The sequence below is a fragment of the Curtobacterium sp. MCLR17_042 genome (assembly GCF_003234695.1).
GTDB lineage: Bacteria > Actinomycetota > Actinomycetes > Actinomycetales > Microbacteriaceae > Curtobacterium > Curtobacterium flaccumfaciens.
Genome location: NZ_QKTD01000002.1, coordinates 53,108 through 72,719, shown reverse-complemented (window position 1 = coordinate 72,719; position 19,612 = coordinate 53,108). Strand labels below are relative to the sequence as shown.

The 19,612-nt window shown below is 72.3% G+C and carries 13 protein-coding genes; 10 read left to right on the top strand and 3 right to left on the bottom strand.

The window, feature by feature from the left end:
* Nucleotides 1-136 precede the first annotated feature (136 nt).
* Complete coding sequence (locus tag DEJ02_RS02580) at nucleotides 137-745, top strand: hypothetical protein (protein WP_111031902.1); 609 nt, start codon at nucleotides 137-139, stop codon at nucleotides 743-745.
* The gene (locus DEJ02_RS02575; RefSeq protein WP_111031901.1) at nucleotides 745-3,321 is read left to right on the top strand and encodes a hypothetical protein; all 2,577 of its coding nucleotides are present in this window, start codon (nucleotides 745-747) and stop codon (nucleotides 3,319-3,321) included. Before DEJ02_RS02580 ends, DEJ02_RS02575 begins: the two co-directional genes overlap by 1 nt.
* Before the next feature lie 81 nt (nucleotides 3,322-3,402).
* Here DEJ02_RS02575 and DEJ02_RS02570 read toward each other — a convergent pair whose 3' ends face one another.
* On the bottom strand, nucleotides 3,403-4,689 hold the full coding sequence (locus DEJ02_RS02570) for a glycosyltransferase (RefSeq protein ID WP_146249208.1): 1,287 nt from the start codon (nucleotides 4,687-4,689) through the stop codon (nucleotides 3,403-3,405).
* Between the two features lie 138 nt (nucleotides 4,690-4,827).
* On the opposite strand from DEJ02_RS02570, the gene DEJ02_RS02565 reads away from it, so the two are divergent.
* Complete coding sequence (locus tag DEJ02_RS02565) at nucleotides 4,828-7,314, top strand: glycosyltransferase (protein ID WP_111031899.1); 2,487 nt, start codon at nucleotides 4,828-4,830, stop codon at nucleotides 7,312-7,314.
* A complete protein-coding gene (locus tag DEJ02_RS02560; protein WP_111031898.1) occupies nucleotides 7,311-8,057 on the top strand; it encodes a polyprenol monophosphomannose synthase in 747 nt (248 codons plus the stop codon). The genes DEJ02_RS02565 and DEJ02_RS02560 overlap by 4 nt, the downstream gene beginning before the upstream one ends.
* A gap of 168 nt (nucleotides 8,058-8,225) precedes the next feature.
* Here DEJ02_RS02560 and DEJ02_RS02555 read toward each other — a convergent pair whose 3' ends face one another.
* Complete coding sequence (locus DEJ02_RS02555) at nucleotides 8,226-9,527, bottom strand: O-antigen ligase (protein ID WP_146243540.1); 1,302 nt, start codon at nucleotides 9,525-9,527, stop codon at nucleotides 8,226-8,228.
* A 92-nt stretch (nucleotides 9,528-9,619) separates the two neighbouring features.
* Between DEJ02_RS02555 and DEJ02_RS02550 the strand changes: the two genes are divergently transcribed.
* A complete protein-coding gene (locus DEJ02_RS02550) occupies nucleotides 9,620-10,972 on the top strand; it encodes a hypothetical protein (RefSeq protein ID WP_111031897.1) in 1,353 nt (450 codons plus the stop codon).
* A gap of 13 nt (nucleotides 10,973-10,985) precedes the next feature.
* On the opposite strand, the gene DEJ02_RS02545 is transcribed toward DEJ02_RS02550, so the two are convergent.
* Entirely contained in the window at nucleotides 10,986-12,365 is a 1,380-nt protein-coding gene (locus DEJ02_RS02545) for an O-antigen ligase (protein ID WP_071405764.1), read from the bottom strand.
* A 66-nt stretch (nucleotides 12,366-12,431) separates the two neighbouring features.
* Here DEJ02_RS02545 and manA point away from each other — a divergent pair, with 66 nt between their 5' ends.
* From manA to DEJ02_RS02520, 5 genes are all read left to right on the top strand, one after another.
* Nucleotides 12,432-13,640 (top strand): mannose-6-phosphate isomerase, class I, encoded by a 1,209-nt coding sequence (manA, locus tag DEJ02_RS02540; protein ID WP_111031896.1) that lies wholly within the window; start codon nucleotides 12,432-12,434, stop codon nucleotides 13,638-13,640.
* Nucleotides 13,641-13,740: 100 nt separating this feature from the next.
* On the top strand, nucleotides 13,741-14,703 hold the full coding sequence (gene galE / locus DEJ02_RS02535) for a UDP-glucose 4-epimerase GalE (protein WP_071405789.1): 963 nt from the start codon (nucleotides 13,741-13,743) through the stop codon (nucleotides 14,701-14,703).
* A 188-nt stretch (nucleotides 14,704-14,891) separates the two neighbouring features.
* The gene (locus tag DEJ02_RS02530; RefSeq protein ID WP_081827389.1) at nucleotides 14,892-15,224 is read left to right on the top strand and encodes a WhiB family transcriptional regulator; all 333 of its coding nucleotides are present in this window, start codon (nucleotides 14,892-14,894) and stop codon (nucleotides 15,222-15,224) included.
* Between the two features lie 130 nt (nucleotides 15,225-15,354).
* Nucleotides 15,355-18,192: a glycosyltransferase gene (locus tag DEJ02_RS02525; protein ID WP_146249207.1), complete on the top strand. Its 2,838-nt coding sequence runs from the start codon at nucleotides 15,355-15,357 to the stop codon at nucleotides 18,190-18,192.
* The gene (locus DEJ02_RS02520) at nucleotides 18,189-19,598 is read left to right on the top strand and encodes a DUF5719 family protein (protein ID WP_111031894.1); all 1,410 of its coding nucleotides are present in this window, start codon (nucleotides 18,189-18,191) and stop codon (nucleotides 19,596-19,598) included. Before DEJ02_RS02525 ends, DEJ02_RS02520 begins: the two co-directional genes overlap by 4 nt.
* Nucleotides 19,599-19,612: the final 14 nt, after the last annotated feature.

The following is a 19,612-nucleotide window of genomic DNA, read 5'->3' as shown; positions in this document are numbered from 1 at the left end:
GGGACGGGGTTGGGCGACGGTCGTCGTGCACCCCGAGTGGGGGTGATTCCGGCCGATCCAACCCTCAACCTTCACTTTCGAGTTACCGTTGTTGCAACCCGGACCCTTGTCAACATCCACAGGACGGCCCGTCAGCATGCTCCTCGCATCCAGGCCGATCGCTGCGTTCGCGGTGGTCGGTGCACTCAGTCTCCTCTTGGCCGGTTGTTCCGGTGGTGGCGACGACGCCACCCCGTCGCCGTCCGCGTCCGTCTCGCGCACCCCGAGTGCGACCCCGACGGACGACGACTCGGCGACCTCGGCGCCCACCGACGCGGCCTCGACGCCGACCGACGGTGGGTCCGACGACGGTGACGGCGACGACGCCGGCGCCTCCGACGACGACACCCCCGGTGCGTTCCCGGGCAGCGGCGCGACGAACCAGCCGGACACCGACCCGTCGGAGTACCCGGCCACGTCCGTCGTCACGTTCGCCGGCTGGGACACCGGCTCGAAGACCCTCCAGGCCGGTGGCCTGGTCTCCGGTACGACCGACACGAGCGGGAAGTGCACCTTCACCGCGACGAAGGACGGCGTCACCCGCACCGCCACGAGCACCGCACAGGCGAGTGCCTCGTCGGTGAACTGCGCGCAGGTGTCGTTCCCCGCGGCGAAGGTGTCGAGCGGCACCTGGTCCGTCACCCTGACCTACGCCGTCGGCTCCGCGTCGACGACGTCCGACCCCCTGACCGCCGAGGTCCCGTGATGCGCAACCCCCGCACCCCCCGCACCACCCGTTCCCCCCGAGCAGCCCGCTCCCGTCGTTCCCTCCGGAGCTCCCTCGCCCTGGTGGCGGCCTTCGCCGTCGCGGTGAGCGGCCTGACCTTCGGCACGGTGCTCGCGGAGCAGACCACGACCCAGTCGGCCTCGGCCGCGGTGGCCTCGGACTTCGACCCGGGCAACATCATCAGCGACGCGAACTTCTACAACGGCTCGGCGATGAACGCCGCCGCCGTGCAGTCGTTCCTGACGAGCGTCGCGCCGAACTGCCGGAAGTCGTCGAGTGGCCCCGCCTGCCTGAAGGACTTCTCGCAGAAGATGAGCTCGATCGGTGCCGTCTCCGGCCGGTGCGCGGCCATCGCGGGCGGCACCAAGTCGGCCGCGACGATGATCGCCCAGGTCGGTGCCGCGTGCGGCATCAGCCAGAAGGTGCTCCTCGTGCTCCTGCAGAAGGAGCAGGGCATCGTCACGACGTCCTCGCCGACGTCCTACATGTACCTGCACGCCACCGGCTTCGCGTGCCCGGACACCGCCCCGTGCGACCCGGCGTACTTCGGCTTCGGCCAGCAGGTCTACGCAGCGGCCCTGCAGTTCAAGCGGTACCAGGCGTCGCCGACCTCGTGGGCGTACCAGGCGGGCCGGACGAACTCGATCCTGCTCAACCCGAACGCGGCCTGCGGTCGGAAGTCCGTCTACATCCAGAACCAGGCGACCGCGAGCCTGTACATCTACACCCCGTACACCCCGAACGCCGCGGCCATGTCGAACCTCTACGGCTCCGGCGACAGCTGCTCCGCCTACGGCAACCGCAACTTCTGGCGCATGTACACCGACTGGTTCGGTGCTGCGGCCGGCGGCGGCAACCCGTACGGCGACGTCGACTCCGTGACCGCGACCTCCACCTCGTCGATCACGGTCACCGGTTGGGCGGCCGACCCGGACACCACCAACGCCCTGCGCGTCGCGTTCTACGTCGACGGCGCCGGCGCGAAGACCGTCACGGCGGACAAGACCCGGAGCGACCTCGCCGGCACCCTCGGCGCGAACAACACCCGGCACGGGTTCTCGGCCGAACTGACCGGGCTGAGCCTCGGCAAGCACTCCGTCTGCAGCTACGCCATCAACCAGGGTCGCGGGGCGAACACCCTGCTCGGCTGCTACACCCGCACCATCACGAGCGCGGCGCCCAAGGGCGTCCTCGACTCGGTGACCGGCGGCGTCGGCACGATCTCGGCCACCGGGTGGGTCCTCGACCCCGACTCGTCCAAGCCCGGCTCGTGGAAGATCCTCGTCGACGGCGTGAGCAAGGCGACCGGCACGGCGGACAAGACCCGCACCGACGTGGCGAAGGTCTACCCGGGCGTCGGCAGCACCCTCGGCTTCTCGAAGACGATCGGCGGCATCAGCGCGGGCTCGCGCGCGGTGACGCTGTACGTGATGGACAAGCCCGGCACGAAGTACGTGAAGGTCGCGTCGAAGTCGGTCGTCGTGGACGCCCCGACCACCGGCAAGACCGGCAAGACCGGTGCCGTGCGCGGGTCGTACGACTCCGTCACCGGCGGCGTCGGCACGGCGACCGTGCGGGGCTGGGCGATCGACCCGGACGTGTGGGACCCGGTCAAGTACAAGATCCACCTCGACGGCGTGAGCACGAACAGCGGGATCGCAGACGCCACCCGCACCGACGTCGAGGCGACGCACCCGACGTGGGGCTCCGACGTCGGTCTGACGCTCCGGCTCACCGGCCTGAAGGCGGGCAAGCACACCGTGCGCGTCTACTTCCAGGACCTGCAGGGCGGCAAGTACGTCAGCTTCGGCACCAAGTCCGTGACCGTGACCGCCGCGTCGACCGCCGAACCCGACGCGTCGGGGACGACCGGCAAGACGGGCAAGACCGGCTCGGTCAAGGGTGCGTTCGAGTCCGTGGTCGGTGGCGTGAACAGCGCCACGGTGCGCGGCTGGGCGATCGACCCCGACGTCTGGGACCCCGTCGCCTACAAGATCCACGTCGACGGTGTCGCCATCGCCCCCGGGACCGCGAACGCGAAGCGGACCGACGTCGAGGCCGTGCACCCCGCGTGGGGCTCCGACGTCGGCCTCTCGCTGAAGATCCCCGGGCTGACCGCCGGCACGCACACCGTGCGCGTGTACTTCCGGGAGCTGCCGAGCGGCACGTACAAGAGCTTCGGCACGAAGAGCGTGACGGTCACCGACCCGCCGACCACCGGCAAGACGGGCAAGACCGGCTCGGTCAAGGGCCTGTACGAGTCCGTCACCGGCGGCACGGGCACCATCACCGTGGCCGGCTGGGCGATCGACCCGGACGTCTGGGACCCGGTCAAGTACAAGATCCACCTGGACGGCGTCGCCGTCTCGCCGGGCACCGTCAACGCGACCCGCACCGACGTGCAGGCCGTGCACCCGGACTGGGGTTCGGACGTCGGCCTGTCGCGGAAGTTCACCGGGGTGAAGAAGGGCACGCACACCGTGCGCGTCTACTTCCAGGACCTGCCGAGCGGCACCTACAAGAGCTTCGGCACGAAGACCGTCACCGTGCAGTAGACGGTCACCAGATGACGGACGGGAGGCCCGGTACCAGCTGGTACCGGGCCTCCCGTCCGTCGTGGGTCGCGTCGACCGCCGTCAGCGGCGCGCGCGCCGCGCCATCAGGCCCGCGCCGTGCAGCAGCCGGTACTCGGGGGAGCGCGTGAGGCCCTCGAAGCGGGCCGCGATCTGGTCGCGCTCCGCCTCGGCCAGGCGACGGGCGGTGTCGTACGCGCCGACCTTCTGCTCCGACGCGACCAGGCGAGCGTTGATGTCGTGCACGCCGGCCAGGTGGACGTCGCGGTCGTGCTCGGTCTGCCGGAGCGTCTCGCGCTGGGCGGTGGCCCACCGCAGGAACGCGCCACGCTCGCCGCTCCGGCCCGAGGCGGCGGCGACGGCGGCGTCGAGCGACGGACCGACCTGTTCGGCGCGGCTGCGGAACGAGTGCCGCTCGACCACGACGGCGCGGAGCCGTGCGACCAGGGCGGTGCGCTCGTCGCGGGGCATCGCGAGCACGCGCTCGAGCGAGTCGGTGTCGTCGAACACCGGCACGTCGGACAGGCCGAGCTCGTCGAGCCCGAGCGCGCAGTCGGTGACCGGCAGTGCACCGGACGCGAGCGACTCGTACAGGCGGGAGTTCAGGGTGCCGTACTCGGCGGCCGGCTCGATGACGTCGTCGACGACGAAGCCGGCGGCGCGGTAGACCTCGGGCAGGGCGAAGTAGGACACGGCCGGGCGGAGCTCGACGCCCGCGGAGGCCTCGACGTGGTCGACGTTCGCGGCGAACCAGACGATCGGTTCGGCCGGGGCGACCTCGGCGAGGACGTCCTGCACCCGGCGGCGGACGCCCCAGAAGTTGACGGTGGTCACGGCGCGGTCCGTGCGCTCGCGCGGTGCGGGGGCGTCGGTCGTGAACAGCTCGGTGTCGACGCCGATCGGCACCACCTCGACGGGGCCGGAGTACGCGGCCGCGATCGCGTCGCGGGCGATCCCGGACGAGGTCCAGACCGCGTCGAACTCGTCGAGGTACGGCAGAGCTGCCCACTTGGCGGTCCAGTTCCGCACCCACGCCACCAGGGCAGTGCCGGCGGGGACGTACCCGGGCACGAAGGACTCGATCATGCTGACCACGACGGCGGTGTCGGCGGGGAGCTCCTCGCCCCAGCGCTCGAGCGGCCACATCGCGACGCCCCAGCCCTCGGCCCGGAGCGCCCGCGCCAGCCCGAGCGCGACGAACAGGTCGCCCTTGCCCTCGGACGGATCGGCGGTCGACACCGCGAAGCGGATCGTGCCGCGGGGGCCCTCGGCGTGCTCGTCGGCCGCGAGGGCCGCGTAGTCCTCGCGGAGGGGAGAGGACATGGGGGTGCTCGGGATCACTGCGGTCACGCACGCCATTCTGCACGAATCCGCAGCGGCGGCAGGGAGTCCCTGGGCGCGCCTTGTAGGGTGTCATCGGCCCGCGGCACCCCGTCGGCCGACCCATCGACCCGCGCCCGGTGCGCGGCAGCTGCTGGAGGAACTCGCGTGACAGAGCGCAAGCCGGGAGTCGTGTCCGTCATCCTCGTGAACTACAAGGGCACGGACGACACCCTGACGAGCATCGCGGAGCTCCGCAAGCAGGACTGGCCGCAGGACAAGCTCGAGGTGATCGTCGTCGAGAACGGTTCGGGCCCCGAGCACCTCGGGCGTCTGAAGGCCTCGAGCCTCGACTTCACCCTGATCGACGCGGGCGCGAACCTCGGGTTCACCGGTGGGTGCAACCTCGGCGTCGAGAAGTCCTCCGGCGAGGTCGTGGCGTTCCTCAACAACGACGCCCGCCCGGACACCGGCTGGGTGCGCGAGGCGATGGCCACCTTCGCCTCCGGTGCCGACATCGGCGCCGTCGCCTCGAAGGTCCTCGACTGGGAAGGCGTCAACGTCGACTTCACCGAGGCCGCGATGACCTGGTACGGCATGGGCTACAAGCCCTTCGCCGGGTCGCCGGACACCGGCCGGTGGGAGAGCGAGACCGACGTCCTGTTCGGCACCGGCGCCGCGATGTTCATCCGCGCCGAGCTCTTCGAGCAGCTCGACGGCTTCGACGACCGCTACTTCATGTTCTACGAGGACGTCGACCTCGGCTGGCGGCTCAACCTGCTCGGCTGGCGCTTCCGGTACCAGCCGAAGTCGGTCGCGTTCCACAAGCACCACGCGTCGATGAACAAGTTCGGCGACTTCCGCGAGACCTACCTGCTCGAGCGGAACGCGCTGTTCACGCTCTACAAGAACCTCGGTGACGAGCAGCTCGCCGCTGCGCTGCCCGGTTCCCTGGCACTCGCCGTCCGCCGTGCCGTGGGCCGCGGGGAGCTCGACTCCACCGAACTCGACCTGCGCAACCGCGGCGACGACAGCGTCCCGACGATCCCGGTGCCGAAGACGAGCATGGCGGGCATCTACGGCGTCGACCAGTTCGTCGAGCAGCTGCCGTCGATGACCGAGTCCCGCCGCCAGATCCAGGCGACCCGCGTCCGGTCCGACCGTGAGCTCCTCCGCCTGTTCGGCAACCGCGACGAGCCCGCGTACCCGATCGAGAACTACCTGGCCGGCTACGACAAGATCGTGCACTCCCTCGGCGTGCTCGAGGTCGGTACCCGTCGCCGCGTCCTCATCATCACGGGCGACTCGATCGGCGCGAAGATGGCCGGTCCGGCGATCCGTGCCACGCAGATGGCCAAGCAGCTGGCGTCCGAGCACGACGTCCGCGTGGTCAGCCTGACCCGCTCGTCGCCGATCGACCCGTCGTACGAGGTCGTCACGGTCCCGCACCGGCACCCGCGCCAGATGGTCGAGCACGAGGGCTGGGCCGACGTCATCATCGTGCAGGGTCACGCGCTCCGGCTGTTCCCGGTGCTCGAGTCGACCAGCAAGATCCTGGTCGTCGACGTCTACGACCCGCTGCACCTCGAGCAGCTGGAACAGGGCCGTAGCGACGACGTCGACAAGTGGAACCGCCAGATCCTCGACGCCTCGGACACGCTGAACCATCAGCTCGAGCTCGGCGACTACTTCATCTGCGCCTCGGAGCGCCAGCGGATGTTCTGGCTCGGGCAGCTCGCCGGCTCCGGCCGCGTGAACGCCCGCACGTACTCGCGCGACGCCGACCTGCGCTCGCTCATCGGCGTCGTGCCGTTCGGCCTGTCCTCGACGCCGCCGGTCCACGACCAGCAGCGCGTCAAGGGCGTCGTGCCGGGCATCGGCAAGAACGACAAGCTCGTCGTCTGGGGCGGTGGGATCTACGACTGGTTCGACCCGATCACCCTGGTCCGCTCGATCGCCCAGCTCGCCGAGCGCCGCCCGTCGGTGAAGCTCTTCTTCATGGGCGTGCAGCACCCGAACCCCGACGTCCCCGAGATGGACATCGTCGCGAAGGTCCGCGCCGAGGCCGACGCCCTCGGTCTCACCGGCAAGCACGTGTTCTTCAACGACCAGTGGATCCCGTACGAGGAGCGCGGCGCCTACCTGCTCGAGGCCGACGCCGGCGTCTCGACGCACTACGAGCACCTCGAGACCACCTTCTCGTTCCGCACCCGCATCCTCGACTACCTGTGGGCACGCCTGCCGATCGTCACGACGGCCGGCGACTCGTTCGGTGACCTCGTCGCAGAAGAGAAGCTCGGCATCGCGGTGCACGAGCAGGACATCGACGGCCTGGCCGCCGCGCTCGAGACGGCGCTCTTCGACAAGAAGGCCCGCACCGAGTTCATCGGCAACGTCGACCGCGTGCGCGAGCAGTTCACGTGGGAGAACGTCCTCGCCCCGCTCGTCGAGTTCTGCCGGAACCCGATCCGCGCTGCGGACAAGTCGGTGCGCGACACCGCGTCGTCGATCGAGCCGCACAAGATGCGCGTCCGCGTCCCGGAGCGCAAGAAGCTCTCCGGCGTCCGCTACGACCTCGGCCGTGCCGTGCACTACCTGCGCACCGAGGGTCCCCGCAGCGTCGCCGGCAAGGTGAAGCGGCGCCTGAACCGGTGACCCCGGGGGAGACCACCGCCCTCGTCATCGTCCCGACGTACGACGAGGCGGAGAACATCCGTGCGATCACCGCCGCCGTGCTGGCGGCGGTGCCCGGTGCCCACGTGCTCGTCGTCGACGACGGCAGCCCGGACGGCACCGGGGACATCGTGCGGTCCCTGGCGGCCGCGGACGACCGTGTGCACCTGCTGCAGCGCTCCGGCAAGCTCGGGCTCGGCACGGCGTACGTCGCCGGTTTCCGGTGGGGTCTGGAGCGCGGGTACCCGCTGCTGGTCGAGATGGACGCCGACGGCTCGCACCCGGCCGACCGGTTGCCGGCCCTGGTCGACGCCGTGACCGCGTCCGACGACGTCCTGCTCGCCATCGGGTCCCGCTGGGTCCCCGGTGGGTCGGTGGTCGACTGGCCGCTCCGGCGCCAGGCGCTCAGCCGCGGGGCCAACACCTACGCCCGCCTGGTGCTCGGGCTCGACGTGCGGGACATCACCGCCGGCTACCGCGTGTACCGCTCGTCGGCGATCGCGCGGATGGACCTCGGGTCGGTGGACTCGAAGGGGTACTGCTTCCAGGTGGACATGACGCTGCGCGTGGACGCCCTCGGCGGCCGCATCGTCGAGGTGCCCATCCGCTTCCGTGACCGCGTGCACGGCGTCTCCAAGATGAGCCGGTCCATCGTCCTCGAGGCGATGCTCCGCGTCACCCAGTGGGGCGTGCAGCGCCGCCTCGGTCGCCGCACGCGCCCGTAGGGCGCCCGCTCGCGCGCTTCGTGAGCAGGAACGGTCGGGTCGCCTCCGCGGAGGCGACCGTTCCTGCTCACGAAGCGCGCGTCCGGAACGATCGGCGTGACGGCCTGGAGGCGCGGTGCGGGGCCGCCACGGGCCTCCAGGCCGGCGGTGGGTCGCGCCGTACCGCGGCTACACGCGCGGCAGGTGTCGGCGCCAGGAGCGGCGCCGCGCGGCGATCACGAGGACCGTCACGAAGAACATCAGGCCGGCGCCGTGCAGCAGGTAGCTCTCCGCCGTGCTGGTGACCGCGAGCAGCACGAGCACGGCGGCCGGCCACACGTACGCCACCCCGGGGAACGTCGTCGCCGTCACCCAGGCACGCGCGAACGCGAGCAACGCGGTGATGCCGAGGATGAGCGTGCCCGCGAAGCCGATCTGCAGCCAGGCGTCCACGAAGGCGTTCAGGCCCGAGGTGAACCGGACGCCGGCGGGGTCGATGAGCGTGACGTAGGGCACGACGGGCTCGGTCGGCCACGTGCCCACCCAGCCCCAGCCCTGGATCGGGTAGCGCTCCACCAGGACCCGGATCTGCGACCACAGGTCCGTCCGGGTGGCGGTGCCGCCGGCCGCCCCGATCTCGGCGAGCAGACGGTGCCGGGCGAGCACCCCGACGGCGAGCGTCAGCAGGACGACCGCGCCGAGGACGCCGTTGACCACCGGTCTGGTCGCCGGTCGCGCGTGCCGGAGTGACCAGAGCGCCAGCGCGGTGACGGCGAGCGCGATCATCGCGAGCCCGGTGATGGGGGACTGCACGAGCATCAGGGCGATCACGGCGAGCGAGGTCGAGGCGATCGCGCGCCAGACCGTGACCGACCGGGTGAGGAACTCGACCACGAAGGTGACCAGGGCCATCGCGGCGATGAAGCCCATGAAGTTGCGCGTACCGCCGATGCCCTGGATCGGACCGCCGTACGCGATGTCGCCGCGGATGCCGAACGCCGGGAACGGGACGTCGAGGACCAGGCCGGACAGGACCTCGAGTCCGAGGGCCGTCACGAGCAGGATCCGGAAGGCGTCGCCCGAGGCCCGGATCACCTGCACCAGGTCGCGGCCGAGGGCCAGGTACAGCCCGAGGCCGATGAAGCACACGGTCTGCACCAGTCCGCGGAGCGCCACCCAGGAGTACTCGCTCCAGAGCACGCTCAACGCGCAGTAGCCGACGAAGGCCAGCAGCGAGAGGGGGAGGACCCCGTGCCACTCGATCCGGTAGCGCTGGCCGAGCAGGCTCAGCCCCGCGAGCACGAACAGCGTCACGAGCACCGCCCAGGTCCCCGCCCGGCCGACGAGGGCCTCGACGGTGGGCTGGCCGAACCCGAACAGCACGATGACCGTCGCGAGCGCCTGGCTGAACCGTCCACCGGCCGAGAAGCCGATCCAGGCGGAGAGGTACCGGCGCCCGAGCACCTGTCTGCTCACCCGGCCGTCCGTCACGCGTCCATCTTGGCGCACGACCTTGTGACGAGCACACCGCATCGCGGTGTGGCTGTATCGACGATGCGCGATGACCGAACTATCCTCACCGGATGGACCTCGCGCGCAGGGTCGCCGGCGTCCCCCTCGTCGCGGTCGTCGTCGGCCTGCTCACGACCGCCCTGGCCTGGTACCGGCTCGGCCCGGTGCCGCGGAACACCATCTGGGCCGAGGACGGCGGCGTGTTCCTGCGCGAACGGATCGCGATGGGTCCCGTCGACACCCTGCTGCACCCCTACGCCGGGTACGTGCACCTGCTGCCGCGCCTCATCGTCGACCTCGGGTACGCGCTGCCGCCCGAGCGGTACGCGCAGGTCGTGGCGCTCGCCGCGTGCGCGGTCGTCGGCGGGGTCTGCGCCCTGGTGTTCGTGCTGTCCCGCGACGTCGTGCGCCCCTGGCCGTTGCGGCTGGTGCTCGCCGCCGTCCCCGTCGTCCTGCCGCTCGCCCCGTACGAGATCAGTGGCAACGCGGCGAACCTGCACTGGTTCCTGCTCGTCCTGGTGCCGTGGGTCTTCGCGTGGCGTGCTCGGTCGTGGTGGGCGGCCGGGGCGCTCGCCGTGGTCGCGGGGGCGGCCGTGCTCACCGAACCGCTCACCGCCCTGTTCGCACCCCTGCTGCTCCTCGCTTGGACGCCGCGTGGCCGTACGCCCGGACCGGCCGGCCGGTGGACCGCGCTGCCGGTCACGCTCGTCGTGGTCGTCGCCCTGGCGGTGCAGGGCGTGACGACCCTGACGAGCCCGCGGGCCCTCGCCACGGGGTCGCCGGCATTGCGCGACGTGCTCGCGGGGTACCTGCTGCGTCCCGTGGCGGGCGCCTGGGACCCGGACCTCGGCGCGGTCCTGACGGCGGTGGTCGAGCACGGCTGGGCGGTGGTCGTGGTGCCCGCAGCCCTGCTGCTCGTCGTCCTGGTGGCGGCCGTCGTGGTCGGGCCGGCGCGCACCCGGTGGATGGTCGCAGCCCTCGCCGTCGGCTCCGTCGCGGTGTGGTGGGTGGCCCTGCTCGCCAACGGCGGCGACGGCATCCACTGGTCGGCGCCGGTCGCCGCGATGGCCGCCGTGCCGCCGCAGCGCTACGCCGCGGCCGCCGGCCTGCTGCTGGTGAGCGCCGCGGTGGTCGCAGCCGCCACGCTCGTGGACGCTCGCAGCTGGTCGCGTGCTGCCGGACGGACGGGAGGCCCGGGTCGCCTCGTCGGCGCGCTGGCCGGTTGGTGCGTGGTCACCGCCGTCGTCGGGTCGGCGGTCCTGCACGTCGCGCCGACCGACACGCGGCGCAGCGGCGGCCCGGTGTGGGCAGGGCAGCTGCCGGCGGCGGTGGCGGCATGCGACGCGGACCCGACGCTCGAGGTCGCCCGGGTGAAGTCGAACCCGTGGTCGTCCCCGGTGTCGTGCTCGTGGCTGTCGCGCTGAGGGAGCGTCCGGGTCAGCGCGTGCCGGCCCAGCGGAACTCGCGCTTGGCGGGCGGCGTGCGCGGGCCGTCGCCGGTCGAGACCGGTTCCTCGCCGGTCAGCACGATGCGCGTCTTGATCGCGAGCAGGGCGAAGAGCACCCAGTTCCCCTGGTAGAGCAGGCGGGACTCGGCGACGGACTGCACGAGCAGGGCGACGACGACCAGGAGCGGCAGGAGCGACACCGGGTCGAACGACCGCGGACGCAGCGCGGCGTCGTACCCGATGCGGGTCGCGCAGGCCCACGAGCGGGACAGCGTCGTGACCACGTAGATCGCGAAGAGCACCAGGCCGATGATGCCGGTCTGCATCCAGACGTCCAGGTATGCATCGTGGGCCTGCAGGTACGTGACGCCCTTGCGTTGCGCCAGGTCGGCGAGCGTCGGGATGCCCGGCCACCAGTACCCGATCCAGCCCCAGCCGCCCACGGGGTGCTGGTCGATCAGGCCGAGCACCTTGGCCCAGATCTCTCCGCGTCCGGTGGCGTCCGAGCCCTTGCCGAGCAGCTCGGACACCGGGCCGCGCAGCACGAACGCGGCGACGGCGACGACGACGGCACCCACCGCCAGCAGCAGGTAGCGCGGGGTGCGGCGCTCGGTCGGGACACGGCGCATCCAGACGGCGGCGAGTGCGACCACGGCGACCACGAGTGCGGCGGCGATGACCGTCGACGAGCGGGTGAGGACGAAGCCGAGTGCCGCGACGACGAGCCAGCCGATCGCCTGGTTCCGGCGGATCCGGCCCTCGGCGAACTGCACGGCGACCACGATCGCGACCAGCAGGGCCACCATCGCGAGCAGGTTGGCGTTGCCGGGCAGCCCCTGGATCCGACCACCGGTGAAGAGCTCGGCGCGCGAGAAGTAGAAGGCGTCGGGGACGTCGCGGTCGCCGTAGTCCGTCCAGATCGGGGCGATCGGGTGCCGGACGAACACCGCGACGGCGGCCTCGAACAGGAGCGAGAGCATGAGGACCCAGCGGAGCGCGAGGCTCAGGGCATCGGTGATCCGGCGCCACGTCAGGGTCGAGGCGATCGTGAACGCCACGGCCGCGCAGATCACCTGCACGGTCAGGCTCGAGATCGTCGCGAAGCGCCAGTGCGACCAGACCAGGGTCACCAGGCACCAGCCGAGGAACGCCCAGAGCGCCCAGGGGGTGCGGACGAGCGGCGGCTTCGCCCGGACCAGGATCGTGATGCCCCACGCCGCGACGAGGGCCCAGAGGACGCCGGCCCCGACCCAGGTCAGGGTGTTCGGCACGGCGTCGCCCGCGAACAGCACGAACAGGGTCGTCGCCCCGAAGGCGAACGCCTCGCGCTCCGGTACGGTCCCGCGCGCCAGCGGCCAGGTGTTCGTCACGACGCCAGGCTACCGGCCGGTCGCCGTCCGCAGGACTCCACCGGCAGCGCCGGTAGGCTCTGGCCCATGTTCCTCGGCATCACGAACACCCCCCGCGACTACGCCTGGGGCTCGGTCACCGCGATCCCGGAGCTCCTCGGCCGCACCGTCACGGGTGCCCCGCAGGCGGAGCTCTGGCTCGGCGCCCACGCCGGCAGCCCCAGTGTCGTCGTCAACCCGGCCATGGTCGGCGGGGCCGACACGCTCCGCGACTGGATCGCCGACGAGCCGGAGACCGCACTCGGGCCGGACCGCACCGGCCTGCCCTTCCTGCTCAAGGTGCTCGCCGCTGCGGCACCGCTCTCGCTGCAGGCGCACCCGACCCCGGAGCAGGCAGAAGCGGGCTTCGCCCGCGAGGAGCGCGAGGGGATCCCGCTCGACGACCCGGCCCGCAACTACAAGGACCCGTTCCCGAAGCCCGAGCTCGTCGTCGCGCTGAGCGAGCGGTTCGAGGCGCTGAGCGGCTTCCGCCCGGTCGAGGAGACCCTGGCCGAGGTCCGCGTGCTCGACGCCGGCACCGGACGCCTCGGTCCGCTCGAGGTGCACCTGCTGCACGGGCTCGAGGACACCGTCCGCTGGCTCGAGACCGCCGACGAGTCCGCGCTCGCCGTGGTGCAGGCCGCGAGCGACCTGGCCGTCTCGCTCGACGACGACCTGCTCACCCCGAACACCGCGACCGTCCGCGACCTGGCGACCAGCTGGCCCGGCGACCCCGGCATCGTCGTCTCCCTGCTCATGCACCGGGTGACGCTCACCGCGGGGCAGGCCATGTACCTGCCCGCCGGCAACATCCACGCGTACCTCGACGGACTCGGCATCGAGCTGATGGCGCCGTCGGACAACGTGCTGCGCGGCGGGCTCACGCCGAAGCACGTCGACGTGCCGGAGCTCCTGCGGGTGCTCGACTTCACCGCGTACCCGGCACCGGTCCTCGAGCCCGAGCGCATCGCCCCGGGCGTCGACCGGTTCGCGCCGGACGGCGTCGGCTTCGCGCTGCTGCGGGTGGACGGTGACGGTCGCCCGGTGGGCCTGAGCACCGGCGGGGTCGCCCCGCTCGTGGGGCCGTCGATCGCGATCTGCACCGAGGGCGTCGTCACGCTCGTCGGCGCGCAGTCGGCGACCCTGCTCCGCAAGGGCGAGTCGTGCTTCATCACCCCGGACGAGGGCGACGTGACGGTCGAGGCGGACTCCTCCGACGGCATCACGTCGACCGTGTTCATCGCCACCGGCGCCTAGGGGCGCGGACCGGCGCCGGGGCCGGCGCGGGGCCGCACGCCGTGGCGTGGACCCGCACACCGCCACCGGGGCGTCGCCGACGTCCGCTAGCGTGGCGAGCATGAGTTGGCTGGTCACCGGCGGTGCCGGGTACATCGGGTCCCACGTCGTCCGAGCACTGCGCTCGGCCGGCATCGACACGGTCGCGTTCGACGATCTGTCGAGCGGTTTCCGCGCGTTCGTCCCGGACGACGTGCCGTTCGTCGAGGGCACGATCCTCGACGGCGAGCTCGTCGCACGCACGCTGCGCGAGCACGAGGTCACCGGCGTGGTCCACGTCGCGGGGTTCAAGTACGCCGGCGTCTCGGTCGAGCGCCCGCTGCACACCTACGAGCAGAACGTCACCGGCATGGCGACCCTGCTGCGCGCGATGGCCGAGACCGGCGTCACCAAGGCGGTCTTCTCGTCCAGCGCGGCGGTCTACGGCACGCCGGACGTCGAGACCGTGGTCGAGTCCACCCCGAAGAACCCGGAGTCGCCGTACGGCGAGTCGAAGCTCATCGGCGAGTGGCTGCTGCGCGACATGGAGGTCGCCGCGGGCTTCACCACCACGTCGCTCCGGTACTTCAACGTCGTCGGTTCCGGGGAGCCCGACCTGTACGACGCCAGCCCGCACAACCTGTTCCCGCTGGTCTTCGACGCGCTGCTCGCCGGCCGGACCCCGCGGATCAACGGCGACGACTACGCCACCCCGGACGGCACCTGCGTCCGCGACTACGTGCACGTGGCCGACCTGGCGCACTCGCACGCGGTGGCCGCTCGGAAGCTCGAGGCGGGGGAGCCGCTGGAGCGTGCCTACAACCTCGGCAGCGGCGACGGCGTGAGCGTCCGGCAGATCATGGACGCCATGGCGTCGGGCACCGGGATCGCCTTCGACCCCGAGATCGCACCGCGGCGCCCCGGCGACCCGGCCCGCATCGTCGCGACCGGCGAAGCCGCCGCCCGTGACCTCGAGTGGGCCATGCGGCACTCCCTGGACGAGATGGTGTCGAGCGCCTGGGAGGCCCGTCGCAGCGCCTCCTGAGCGCCTGAGGACGAGTCAGTTGTCCCCCGGAAGGTCCACCCGAGCGGTGCGACACGCCCAAACGGGGGACATGACACGCTGGAGCGGTCGGTGCCTTCTATGATCCGCGACTTGACTCAGGCGAATGACACCGCTGTAATTACAGGCAACGGCCGCAAGAGTTGGGGTTCGTTGTCGAGGCGGCAGGGGTGATCAGGGTGAACGGTTCCGAGTTCCACGCCGGAGTTCCGGAGGACTGGCACGTCGATCCTGTGGCGCTCGGCGTCCCGGGTGTCCGACGTCCGGAGACCGACGACGAGGAGAACCCGCTCGCCTGGCAGGTCGACTCGCTCTGCGCGCAGACCGACCCCGAGGCGTTCTTCCCCGAGAAGGGCGGCTCCACGCGCGAGGCGAAGAAGATCTGCACCTCGTGCGAGGTTCGGGCGCAGTGCCTCGAGTACGCGCTCGAGAACGACGAACGCTTCGGCATCTGGGGCGGCCTCTCCGAGCGCGAACGCCGCAAGTTGCGGAAAAGGGCGTAGCCGCCCCACCCCGTCCGGGAGGCGCGTGGAGCGCCCGCCCCGCACCGCGCAGTGAGCGCATCCAAAGGTTCACGGCGCGCCGCCGTCCGCAGCCGACACCGCGCCTCCAGACCGTAGAGTGACGCCCGTCATGCAGCCCAGAGTCACCGCGATCCTCGTCGCCGCCAACGGGGCGGCCCACCTCGACCGGACCCTGGACGCGCTCGCCGCCCAGACCCGCCACCCCGAGAACCTGGTGGTCGTCGACGTCGGCACGACCGACGGATCGACCGCCGAACTGTCCTTCGGCGGGTCCGCGCAGCTCGTCCGGCTGCCAGCCGGCACCGCGTTCGGTGACGCCGTCCGCCAGGGCGAGCGCAGCGCGCCGCCCGTGGCGACCGACGAGCCGGTCGACGAGTGGCTGTGGGTCCTCGGCCACGACAACGCGCCGGCACCGACCGCGCTCGCCGACCTGCTGTCCGCCGTCGAGATCGCGCCCTCGGTCGTCGTCGCCGGTCCGAAGCTCGTCGCCGACGACGACCCCTCGCTCATCCGCGCCTTCGGCGAGAGCATGACCCGCTTCGGCCGGTCGATCGTGCTGGTGCAGGAAGAGCTCGACCAGGGCCAGCACGACCGCAACACCGACGTGCTCGGTGTCGCCGCGGGCGGCATGCTCGTGCGCCGCTCGGTCTGGAACGAACTCGGCGGCTTCGACCCGGCGCTGCCGGACGTCGACGCGGCCCTCGACTTCTCGGTGCGGGTCCGCCTCGCCGGACACCGTGTCGCCCTCGTGCCGGAGGCCAAGGTCACCAGCGCCGGACCGATCGAGGAGTTCGGCCGCAAGCGCGTGTCCGAGGCGCGGCGCGTCCGGATGCACCGGCAGGCGCAGCTGCACCGCCGGATGACCTACGCGCCCGCCGCGCTGGTCTGGCTGCACTGGCTCACGCTCGTGCCGTTCGCGATCGGCCGCGCGCTCGGTCACCTGGTCGCGAAGCACCCCGCCGCCGTGGTCCCCGAGCTCTCCGCCGCGTTCGCCGTCGCGTTCGGCGGCGGCACGGGACGTGCGCGCAAGAACCTCGCCCGCACGAAGAAGCTCGGCTGGGCCGCCGTCGAACCGCTCCGTGTGAGCTGGCGTCGGGTGCACGAGCACCGCACCACCTCGCGGGACGTCGAACTCGCCCGGGCCGAGGACGCCCCGATCGCCCGGGCGTCGTTCCTCAGCGACGGCGGCATCTGGGTGGTCCTGGCCGCGGCGGTCCTCAGCGTCGTGACGCTCTACCCGCTGCTCGGGTCGCCGGCCCTGACCGGCGGGGGACTCCTGCCGCTCTCCGCGACGCCGGGACAGCTCTGGCAGAACGTCGGGTACGGCTTCCACTCGCTCGGTACGGGCTTCACCGGCCCGTCGGACCCCTTCGCCGCGGTGCTCGCCGTGCTCGGCTCGATCGTGTTCTGGTCGCCGTCCACCGCGGTCGTGCTCGTCATGCTCGTCGCGTTCCCGCTGTCCGCACTCGGCGCCTGGTTCGCGGTCCGCAAGGTCACGACCCGCACCTGGGTGCCGGTCATCGGTGCGTCGCTCTACGCGATCGCCCCGTCGCTCGTCGGAGCCGTGACGACCGGTCACCTCGGCGCCGTGATCGCGCACCTGGTGCTGCCGTGGCTGTTCGTCGCCGTGCTCGAGGCACACCGCTCGTGGGCCTGGGCCTCGGGAGCGTCGCTCCTGTTCGCCGTCGTCGCCGCCTCGGCGCCGTCGCTGCTGCCGGTCCTGCTGGTCGGCTGGCTCGTGGCGCTCCTGGTCGGCTGGCGCCGGGCCCACCGTCGTCTGTTCATCCCGGTGCCGACCGCGGTGCTCTTCCTGCCGCTGATCCTGGCGCAGGCGGCACGCGGCAACCTGCTCGCGGTGTTCGCGGACCCGGGTGCGCCGTCCGCGACCCGGGCGCCGTCCGCACTCCAGCTGGCCATCGGACAGCCCCTGCCCGACTGGAGCGGCTGGCTCCCCGCGACGTCCGGACTCGCACTGGTCGCCACGGTCCTGCCGATCGTGATGGCCGTCCTCGCGCTCCCCGTGGCCGCCGCCGCGATCGGGGCGATGCTCGGCCACCGCTGGGCGGTCGCGGGCTCGGCGCTCGTCATCGCGCTCCTCGGCTTCGCCACGGCCTTCGCCGCCACCCACGTCACGGTCACCGGTGTCGGGTCGACCACCACCATCGTCTGGCCCGGCAGCGGTCTGTCCGTGTACTGGCTCGCCCTCGTGGTCGCGGCCTGCATCGGCATCGACGTGCTGCCGAAGGCCGCCCCGGTCACCGGGCTCGTCGCGACCGTGCTCGCCGGTGTGGCCGTGGCTCCGGCCTTCGCGGCGTTCTACCTCGGCACCGCCACGATCGAGCCGACCACCGGCCGGGTGCTCAGCGCGTACGTGAACGCCGAGGCCCAGGCGAACCCGGACGTCGGCACGCTCGTGGTCGTCCCGCAGGACGACGGTTCGCTCGCCGTCACGCTCGAGCGCGGGCAGGGTTCCACCCTCGACGACCAGTCGACGCTCGACGCCACCGCGCTCCGGCTGAGCGAGTCCGGCGCACGGCTGACGACGCTCGCCGGCAACCTGGCGAGCCGCAGCGGGTACGACCCCCGGCCGGCGCTCCGCGAGCTCGGCGTGAGCTTCGTGCTCATCGACGACGCCGGTGACGACCCCGAGGCGCAGACCGTGCACGACCGGGCCGCCGGCGCGATCGGTCAGAACGCGCTCTTCACGAGCATCGGCGAGACCACGAACGGCCAGCTGTTCCACTACGAGGGCGAGGTCGACCGCACCCGCTCCGGCTCCGCGGCGACCCAGGCCACCCACGTGCTGTACCTCGTCGTGCTCGGCGTGGTCTTCGGCGCCGCAGCACTCCTCGCGGTCCCGACGGCCCCGCGCCGCCGCCGTGCCACCTCGAACGTCATCGAGGCCGAGGAACCCGCCACCACCTTCGACGAGGAGCGCGACGAATGAGCACCAACCCCTCCTCGGTCCGGCGCTGGATCGTCCGCGGCACCGCCACGGCCGTCGCCGTCGTCGTCGCCGCGGGTGCCGTCACCGCGGCCCACGCCATCGGCACCGAGTCCGAACCCGGTCGACCGGCCGGACGCACCGTCACGCCGGTCCCCGCGGCCGCCGAGCGTGTCTGCGCCGGCAGTGCGCTGCGCCTGTCCGACGACGCCGGCAACGACGCGACGCAGGCGAGCACCGTCGGCACCGCGACCGTCGCGACCGCGACGACCGGTTCGACGGTCGAGCGGTCCTCGCTCGACCCCTCGACCACCGGCGGCAGCGACCCCCGGCTCCTGACGGCCCCCGCTGGTGAGACGACGCCGCAGGTCGCGGGCAGCAGCTTCCAGAGCGTCTCGAGCGGCGACCTGGTGGGGGCGGGCGCTGCCTCGTGCGACGACCCGACCCAGTCCACGTGGCTCGTCGGCGGCTCGACGGAGACCGGTCGCACGAGCCTCGTCACGCTCTCGAACCCGACCGACGTGAACGCCACGGTCGACCTGACGATCTTCGACGGCTCGGGGACGGTCAGCGCGCCCGGGACCACCGGCATCGTCGTCGCGCCGAACACGCAGAAGGTCGTCCCGCTGTCGGGCTTCGTGTCCGACGCCGCCTCGACGGTCGTGCACGTCACGTCGTCCGGCGGCCAGATCGTCGCGCACATGCAGGAGTCCGTCGTCCGCACCCTCACCCCGGGCGGCTACGACATCGTCTCCGGTGGAGCGGCCCCGTCCCGCTCGCAGGTGATCCCCGCCGTCGCCCTCGCCGACGCGCAGGCCGCCCAGCGCGGCGACGACACGGCCGACGCGGCGCCGATCGTCCGGCTGTTCGTCCCCGGCACGAAGTCGGCCCGCGTCACCCTCGGCATCAGCACGGCCGACGGCGGCGGCACGACCGTCAACGCCACCGCCGAGCCCGGGGTCGTCACCGACGTCCCGCTCGACGACTTCCCGGACGGCCGGTACTCGTTCACCGTCACCTCGACCGAGCCGGTCGTCACCGGTGCACGCACCACGACGCCGACCGACGGTGCCAGCAGCGGCACCGACCTCGGCTGGTTCGCCTCGGCCGAGCCGCTGGGGGACCGGACGATCACCGCCATCGCCCCGGGCGAGGGCGTGCGGCTGAACTTCGTGAACCCCACCCGCCAGGACCGCTCCGTCACGGTGCGGTCGGGCGACGAGCGGCGCACGCTGAAGATCCTGTCCGGCGCGACCGTGACGCTCCCGGTGCAGACCGCCAAGCAGCTCACGCTCACCGGCACGGAGGGCATCGTCGCGGGCGTGACCTACCGCGGGGCCGACGGCATCGCCGGGTTCCCGGTGCGTCCGGCGACCGACGTCTCCACCCCGGTCCGCGTCTACCCCTGACGCCCGGCGCGGTC